Origin of the sequence: Streptomyces sp. 351MFTsu5.1, from assembly GCF_000383655.1 — a bacterium.
GTDB classification, from domain to species: Bacteria; Actinomycetota; Actinomycetes; order Streptomycetales; family Streptomycetaceae; genus Streptomyces; species Streptomyces griseorubiginosus.
Map to the genome: position 1 here is coordinate 155,385 of NZ_KB911798.1, position 6,591 is coordinate 161,975.

Consider the following 6,591-nt stretch of genomic DNA (forward strand, 5'->3'; position numbering starts at 1 on the left):
GTCCGTCGGCGGGTCAGGGCCGCTGTCGCGGCGGCCCCCACCCGTCGCCGGCGGCTCCGCCCTCGCCGAGCCGCAGCTCGAGTCTGCTGATGGCCGCCCGCACCCCGTCGCTGTAGCTGTCCTCCCCCAGCTCGGCCGAGGCTCTGCGGGCGCGGCGGAGGTGGGAGCGGGCGGCGTCGCTGCGGCCGAGGCGCACGTAGTCCGCGGCCAGGTTCAGATGCAGCGAGGGGTACAGGGCGCGCACCGCGAGCGCACCCTCCTGACGGATGAGCCGGTCGTCGGTGAGTTCCTCGGCGGCCGTCAGTGCTCGGAGGTCCCAGGCGAGTTCGTCGCAGGGGTCGTCCTGGGCGTCGGCCATGTAGTGCGCGAGGGTGCAGCGGTGCAGCGGGTCGCCGTCCTCGCCGATCTCCGCCCACAGGGCGAGGTAACGGTTCCGGGCCTCCTCGCGGTCCCCCGCGTGACACAGCATGACGACCTGCCCGATCCGCGTCATCACGGCATCCGGCACCGCCTGCTCCTGTCGCTCCGTCAAAGAGTCCTCCGGGCCTTGTACGACTGTCTCGCTGTCCCTGCCGACGCTAGGCCCTGCGAGAGGGTTCACGCCGACGACGCGTACGCAGGTACGCCCATCTGCGACGTCACGACTCCCTCACGCCCACCGCCACACGCTGACCCGCACCCGCTCCCACGTCCGCCCCTTGGGCCCGGCGTCACCGCACACGCGCTTCCAGGGCCAAGCCCCCCTCGGCCCGGCAACGCCACTCCCCACGCCCCCTCCCCAGGATCGACCGCGCCCGCGGAGACACCCCGATCGGGTCGCCCCACGGGTCGGACATCACCGCACGCCCGGACTCGGCCCCCGCCACGGTCCCACCCGACAGCCCGAGCCCACACCCACCGCACTCCCCCGCCGAACAACCGCCCCGGGTCGCCCCCGTCCCACCGACCCGGTGACGAACGTCAGCCCAGGTTGGGGATGGTCCAGTCGATCGGCTCGTGGCCCTGGGCCGCGACCGCCTCGTTGATCTGGGTGAAGGGGCGGGAGCCGAAGAACTTCTTCGCCGACAGCGGGGAGGGATGCGCGCCCTTGACCACCACGTGCCGGCTCTCGTCGATCAGGGGGAGCTTCTTCTGCGCGTAGTTGCCCCACAGCACGAAGACCGCCGGGTCGGGCCGCTCGGCCACCGCCCGGATCACCGCGTCGGTGAACTTCTCCCAGCCCTTGCCCTTGTGGGAGTTGGCCTCACCGGAACGGACCGTGAGCACCGCGTTGAGCAGCAGGACACCCTGCTGGGCCCACGGCATGAGGTAGCCGTTGTCCGGGATCTCGGTGCCCAGCTCCTCCTTCATCTCCTTGTAGATGTTCCGGAGGGAGGGCGGGGTCTTCACACCGGGCCGGACCGAGAAGCACAGCCCGTGGCCCTGGCCCTCGCCGTGGTACGGGTCCTGGCCGAGGATCAGCACCTTCACCCGGTCGTACGGCGTGGCGTCCAGCGCGGCGAAGACCTCCTCGCGCGGCGGATAGACGGGACCCTTCGCCCGCTCGTCCTCGACGAACTCCGTCAGCTCCTTGAAGTACGGCTGCTGGAGCTCGTCGCCCAGAACCCCGCGCCAGGACTCGGGCAGCATGGCGATGTCGGTCACGTCAATTCCTCACGGTGTGCGGTCACTTACGGGCTCGAAAGCCTTCCTGCAGGCTTCAGAACCTACAACCGACCACTGACAATCGCCGCCCGCCCCGGAATCCGCAGCCGCCCCGGAATCCGCGATCGTCCCGGAATCCGGGACCTACCAGCTGGTCTTCCAGTACAGCTCCCACATCGTCATCATGGTCGCCGGGTCGATGACCTTCTCGAGGCCGGCGATCTCCTCGCTCGCGGCCACGTACTGCTTGCCCTGCCACAGCGGCACCAGCCGCGCGTCGTTCACGAAGACCTGCTGGGCCTCCTCGATCTGCGGCCCCACGGCCCCGCGGTCGCTCTCCGCACGGGACTGCGGCAGCAGCTTGCCGGTGATCTCGGGGGCGTCGTACGGGGTGCCGAGGGCGTTCTGCTTGCCGACGAAGGGGGAGATGAAGTTGTCGGCGTCGTGGAAGTCGGGGAACCAGCCGCGCCCGAACACCGGGTACTCGCCGTTCTGGTAGCCCTGGACATAGGTCTTCCACGGCCGGCTCTTGAGGGTGATGGTGAACAGGCCGGAGGACTCCAGCTGCTTCTTCAGCTCCTCGAAGGCGGGCTTGGTCGTGGAGCCGTAGCGGTCGCTGGTGTACCAGAGGGTCAGCGGCACGCGCTCGGTGATCCCCGCGTCCCTGAGGAGCTTTTTGGCCTTGGGCACGCTGGGGTCCCCGAAGTCGTCGAAGAAGCCCGTGGTGTGGCCGGTCAGTCCGGCCGGGACCATCGAGTACAGCGGTTCGACGGTGTCCTTGTAGACGTAGTGGACGAGGGCCGGGCGGTCGACGACCTGGGCGACGGCCTTGCGGACGGCGGGCTTCGCGGACCACGGGTCCTTCGGGTTGAACACCAGGTAGCTGATCTCGGTGGTGGGGTTCTCGATGAGCTGGAGCCCCTCCTTCTGCTGGTTGACCTCGATGTCCACGGTGTCGGAGGCGCCGAGCCCCCGGTAGACGACCGCGATCTGCTTGTCCTTGAGGGCCTTGACCATCTCGTCGGACCGCGAGAAGTAGCGGATGGTGACGGCGTTGTTCTGGAGGTCCGCTATGCCCTTGTAATTGTCGTTGCGGACCAGCTCGGCCTTCTCGCCCTCCTGGTAGGAGTCGAGGCGGTACGGCCCGGAGCCGTTGATCTTGCCGTCCTTGCGGATCGCGGTCGCGGAGTACTCCTCGGGGTCCACGATCGACATGGCGGGCGTGGTGAGCACCAGGGGGAAGGTGGCGTCGGGCTGGCTGAGGTGGAAGACGATCTCGCGGTCGCCCTTGGTCTGGACCCGGGAGAGGGTGCCCAGCAGGCCCGCGGGGCCGCCGTTGACGTTGATCCTCTTGATGCGGTCGAAGGAGTACTTGACCGCCTGGGCGTCCAGCGGGTGACCGTCGGAGAACTTCAGCCCCTCGCGCAGCGTGCAGCTGTACACGGTGCTCGACGCGTCGGTGAACTCGCAGTGCTCGGCGGCGTCGGGTTCGGGGTCGGAGCCGCCGGGCGAGTAGTTCAGGAGCGTCTGGTAGACGTTGCGGAACAGCTCCCAGGAGTTGTCCCAGGAGGCCGCCGGGTCCAGTGTGGCCGGGGCACTGGTGGTCCCCACGACGATCGCCTTGCCGTCGTCGGAGGAGCCCGAGGAGAACACACCGCATCCGGCCACCGTGGAAAGGGACACGAGGGCCGCGAAAGGCGGCAGGTATCGGTTCCGCATGAACACGCGCTCGCTCCTCGAAATGCCGTGCCGAGAGTCGGCAAAACATACCGCAGGGCCGCGCACACTCAACCGGTTCGTCCACAGGCTGTTTGATCACCGTCTCGGTGATGACCCTGTGATGCCGTTGTGCGGCTTTTGTGCGTCGACACGGGCGCCGTCGCTGTCAACGGACGCCCGTGCCGAAACCGGGAAGGTCAGCCCACGCCGGCGTTGAGGAAGATGCCGCCGTCGACGACGAGCGTCTGGCCGGTGACCCAGTCGGACTGCCCGGAGGTGAGGAAGGCCGCGGCGCCGCCGATGTCGGAGGGGACACCGAGCCGGGCCAGCGGGTAGGCCGCGGCGGCCTCGGCCTCGCGGCCCTCGTACAGGGCCTGCGCGAACTTGGTCTTCACAACGGCCGGGGCGATCGCGTTGACTCGCACCTTGGGCGCGAACTCGTGGGCGAGCTGCTGGGTGAGGTTGATCATCGCGGCCTTGCTGATGCCGTAGGCGGCGATGAAGGGCGAGGGCGTGATGCCCGCGACGGAGGCGATGTTGACGATCGCGCCGCCGTTGTCCTTCTGCCAGGCGTGCCAGGTCTTCTGGGCGAAGCCGAGCGCGGAGATCACGTTGGTCTCGAAGACCTTGCGGGCCACATCGAGGTCGAGGTCGGCGATCGGCCCGAACACCGGGTTGGTGCCGGCGTTGTTGACCAGGTAGTCGACGCGCCCGAAGGCCTCCATGGCGCGCTCGACGGCGACGGCCTGGTGGGCCTCGTCGTGCGCCTTGCCCGCGACGCCGACGGCCCGGTCGGAGCCGAGCTGCTCGACGGCCTCCTTGAGGGCGTCCTCGTTGCGGCCGGTGATGACCACCCGGTCACCGCGGGCGACGAGCGCCTCGGCGACGCCGTAACCGATACCGCGGCTGGCGCCCGTGATGAGCGCGACCTTGCCCGAAAGCTCGGGGAGTTGCGAAGTCATGGTTCCGTTTCCCTAGTCGAGCGGTCCGCCGGCGACGTACAGCACCTGGCCGGATACGAACCCGGCCGCCTCGCCGGTGAAGAAGGCGATGGCGTTGGCGATGTCGTCGGGCTCGCCCACGCGCGCGACCGGGATCTGAGTGGCGGCGGCGGCCTTGAACTCCTCGAAGCCCATGCCGACGCGCGCGGCGGTCGCGGCGGTCATGTCGGTGGCGATGAAGCCGGGGGCGACGGCGTTGGCGGTGATGCCGAATTTGCCGAGCTCGATGGCGAGGGTCTTGGTGAAGCCCTGGAGACCGGCCTTGGCGGCGGAGTAGTTGGCCTGGCCGCGGTTGCCGAGCGCCGAGGAGGAGGACAGGTTGACCACGCGGCCGAAGCCGGCGTCGACCATGTGCTTCTGGACGGCCTTCGTCATCAGGAAGGAGCCGCGCAGGTGGACGTTCAGGACGGTGTCCCAGTCCGAGACGCTCATCTTGAACAGCAGGTTGTCGCGGAGCACACCCGCGTTGTTGACGAGGATCGTCGGGGCGCCGAGCTCGGCGACGACCCGCGCGACGGCAGCCTCGACCTGGGCCTCGTCGGAGACGTCGGCGCCGACGGCGATGGCCTTGCCACCCGCTGCGGTGATCTTCTCGACGGTGTCCTTGCAGGCGGCCTCGTCGAGGTCGATGACGGCGACCGCGCGGCCCTCGGCCGCCAGTCGGACGGCGGTGGCGGCGCCGATGCCGCGCGCGGCACCGGTGACGACGGCTACCCGCTGCTCAGTGGTGGACATTGCTGTTTCTCCTCGCCCTTGAGAACGTTCGGCCCGACCCGGTCGGTGAGCGACCGCTTAGTACCTTCGGCAGACGTGACGCTAGAAGCCCTGGCACGCGGTGTCAACGTCCCACGGGACCGGTGTGATCCATTACCTCACCAGCAGGTCGAGCAGGCGCTCCGCCTCGGCCGCCGGATCCAGGGTGAGTCCGGTGTGCACGGGGCCCGGCTGGACGACCGTGGAGCGGGGTGCGACCAGCCAGCGGAAGCGGCGACCGGCGTCGTCGCGTGCGGCCGGCCCGGCCGCCTCGCCGCCCGCGCAGACCGCCTCGACGGCCTGGAGAGCGGCCCGGACGCCGGCCACGTCCGCGGCGGGATCGAGCGCGCGCAGCCGGTCCTCGTCGAGGTGGGTGCGCACCCCGACGTACGCCTTCGCCCGGCAGTAGACGAGCACGCCGGCGTTGATGCACTCGCCGCGCTCGACGCGGGGTACGACCTTCAGCAGGACGTACTCGAAGACGTCCCGTTCGCTGACCCGTCCGCCCTTGATGACGTGCCGCTCGACCACGCTGCCGGCCATGTGGATGTGCCGCTCGCTCACTTGTCCCCCTCGGTTCCCGTGATGCGTTCGTGGACGGTGGCGGCCCGCTGGAGCAGGGGCCGGGCGTAGGCCCGTCTCAGGTCGTCCGGGGTGTCGAAGCCCGGCTCGTCGGCCAGCCAGGCGTCCGGGATCTCGGCGGTGACCTCGGCGAGCAGGTCCTCGGTGACCTGGGGGGCCAGTGCGGCGGCGGCCGCGGCGATGTCCGGGGCGAAGGGCCTCAGGACGTGGTCCGAGGCGTCGTAGGGGCGCGCGGCGGACTTCTCGGCGCCGGGCCAGTTGTGGTGCCAGATCATGGTCGCGCCGTGGTCGATGAGCCACACCTCGCTGCGCCACCACAGCAGGTTGGGGTTGCGCCAGGAGCGGTCGACGTTGTTGACGAGCGCGTCGAACCAGACGATCCGGCCCGCCTCCTCGGGGTCCACCGGGAAGGCGAGCGGGTCGAAGCCGAGGGCCCCGGAGAGGAAGTCCATGCCGAGGTTGGTGCCGCCGCTGGACCTGAGCAGTTCCTGCACCCGCTCGTCGGGTTCGCCGAGCCCCAGGTCGGGGTCGAGGTCGAGGGTCAGCAGCCGCGGCACCCGGAAGCCGAGCCGCCGGGCGAGCTCTCCGGCCACCACTTCGGCGACCAGCGTCTTGCGGCCCTGGCCGGCGCCGGTGAACTTGATGACGTACGTCCCGCGGTCGTCGGCCTCGACGAGTCCCGGCAGCGAGCCGCCCTCACGCAGGGGCGTGATGTAGCGGGTCGCGATGGCTTCCTTGAGCATCGCCCCAGGTTACTGGCCGACAGCGAAGCGACAGCTCCAGCTTACGGACGCCTGATCTCGAAGATGTTCAGATCTCGACATCGTCTGAACAGGGGACGCCGAGCGGCCGTACCTCTGGACAGCTACAGGATTTCCGCACTGGAAGGACG

Annotated in this window: 7 protein-coding genes; all 7 read right to left on the reverse strand. The window is 69.7% G+C overall.

Going from position 1 to position 6,591, the window contains the following annotated elements; translation table 11 throughout:
* Positions 1-13: 13 nt before the first annotated feature.
* The 7 genes from H295_RS0137720 to H295_RS0137750 all read right to left on the reverse strand — a co-directional run bounded on the left by H295_RS0137720 (position 14) and on the right by H295_RS0137750 (position 6,442).
* A complete protein-coding gene (locus H295_RS0137720; RefSeq protein WP_028810117.1) occupies positions 14-532 on the reverse strand; it encodes a hypothetical protein in 519 nt (172 codons plus the stop codon).
* A gap of 428 nt (positions 533-960) precedes the next feature.
* Positions 961-1,644 (reverse strand): uracil-DNA glycosylase, encoded by a 684-nt coding sequence (locus tag H295_RS0137725; protein WP_020140544.1) that lies wholly within the window; start codon positions 1,642-1,644, stop codon positions 961-963.
* A 144-nt stretch (positions 1,645-1,788) separates the two neighbouring features.
* Complete coding sequence (locus H295_RS0137730) at positions 1,789-3,369, reverse strand: ABC transporter substrate-binding protein (RefSeq protein WP_020140545.1); 1,581 nt, start codon at positions 3,367-3,369, stop codon at positions 1,789-1,791.
* A 191-nt stretch (positions 3,370-3,560) separates the two neighbouring features.
* Positions 3,561-4,325: an SDR family oxidoreductase gene (locus H295_RS0137735; RefSeq protein WP_020140546.1), complete on the reverse strand. Its 765-nt coding sequence runs from the start codon at positions 4,323-4,325 to the stop codon at positions 3,561-3,563.
* A gap of 12 nt (positions 4,326-4,337) precedes the next feature.
* Complete coding sequence (fabG, locus tag H295_RS0137740) at positions 4,338-5,099, reverse strand: 3-oxoacyl-ACP reductase FabG (protein WP_020140547.1); 762 nt, start codon at positions 5,097-5,099, stop codon at positions 4,338-4,340.
* 132 nt (positions 5,100-5,231) lie between these two features.
* Entirely contained in the window at positions 5,232-5,681 is a 450-nt protein-coding gene (locus H295_RS0137745) for a DUF3037 domain-containing protein (protein ID WP_020140548.1), read from the reverse strand.
* Positions 5,678-6,442 (reverse strand): HipA family kinase, encoded by a 765-nt coding sequence (locus H295_RS0137750; RefSeq protein ID WP_020140549.1) that lies wholly within the window; start codon positions 6,440-6,442, stop codon positions 5,678-5,680. Before H295_RS0137750 ends, H295_RS0137745 begins: the two co-directional genes overlap by 4 nt.
* Positions 6,443-6,591: the final 149 nt, after the last annotated feature.

Coding starts and splice junctions, on each gene's coding strand:
- H295_RS0137735 (WP_020140546.1), bottom strand. CDS start 4,325: ATGACTTCGCAACTCCCCGAGCTTTCGGGCAAGGTCGCGCTCATCACG.
- fabG (WP_020140547.1), bottom strand. CDS start 5,099: ATGTCCACCACTGAGCAGCGGGTAGCCGTCGTCACCGGTGCCGCGCGC.
- H295_RS0137750 (WP_020140549.1), bottom strand. CDS start 6,442: ATGCTCAAGGAAGCCATCGCGACCCGCTACATCACGCCCCTGCGTGAG.